The following is a 1,058-nucleotide window of genomic DNA, read 5'->3' as shown; positions in this document are numbered from 1 at the left end:
ATCCATGGGATAATGAAATATTAAAGGAAGGGATGGTTATCGCATTCGAACCATTTATCTCAACCTTTGAAGAAGAAGCATTACAAAAAGAAGACGGTTGGACCTATGCCACAGAAAAAAGCTATGTAGCTCAATTGGAACATACGATTATCCTTACTAAAAATGGTCCAATTATTGTCACACTTTAATTCAAACATACGCGAAAAAGAAAAATATATGGAGTTCGCTTACTAACGGATGCGTTAGCGCCATAAGAAGGCCGCCAATTGGCGGCCTTTTGAATGTRYGATTCTTTMWATTATCATACATTCAAATTAGAGAAAAAAATACCCTTGTTCAACTATCGGGGCAGTTTAGTTCAAGAATGAAAGATGATAAAATTTAGAATATATAGGCTAAATTTCAGTGTTAAGGGGGCGAGTATGAGAGAAGAAATTAAAATTCAAGTAAGAAAATTAGTTGGTTTGAAATTACAGAATGCAGGAAGGGCATCTAACCTCTTTTGGCTAGGCTTTGGGGATATAGTTGAAATAATCCGAAGGGGCAAAAGGGCCCATTTTCCCGCTGGTGCCGGTTATCAGAAAATGGGCCATTTTTAAAAAGGTAAGAAAGAAAATACTGTCACGCCACAGTCCTTGATACTGTGGTATTTTTTGTACATGGGGTACCACCTGGCGGAACCCCTTATATGAAATCAATGGATTAACGATAATCAATAAATATCCTCGTTCTTCCAAGTAATGAACGACTGGAGTTTGATAATGTCCAGTGGCTTCAAAAACGACTGAAGGCTTCTGACCAGACTCTTTCTTTACATCCTCAAGAAACGCTACAAGTAAATTAAGTCCCTCAACAGTATGAGTTATTTTAAAACTCTTTTGATAAGGTTTACCCTTATCAAAAAATGCTTGAACCTGACTTTCCCCTTTTGAAATATCCAGACCAACGACTGGATTCATTCTAAATCTCCTCCTAATCTAGTGGATTACCGGCACCTCTATTTCTCCTTGCAGTGTGACAGCTTCTCTTGTTTTACGAGTTTTAGGTCGTTTTAGGTC

General features: G+C 37.7%; 2 pseudogenes. One reads left to right on the top strand and one right to left on the bottom strand.

The features are described from left to right. Positions 1–188, top strand: a pseudogene (locus tag AC1DUW_RS30175) (type I methionyl aminopeptidase); the annotation flags it as partial. 495 nt (positions 189–683) lie between these two features. Here AC1DUW_RS30175 and AC1DUW_RS30170 read toward each other — a convergent pair. Beyond that, positions 684–959 (bottom strand): annotated as a pseudogene (locus AC1DUW_RS30170) (IS110 family transposase); the annotation flags it as partial. Positions 960–1,058 lie beyond the last annotated feature (99 nt).

The organism is Peribacillus sp. P4_C12, assembly GCF_056402095.1.
The sequence above is the reverse complement of the archived record's forward strand: the minus strand, read 5'-3'. Positions and strand labels throughout refer to the sequence as shown.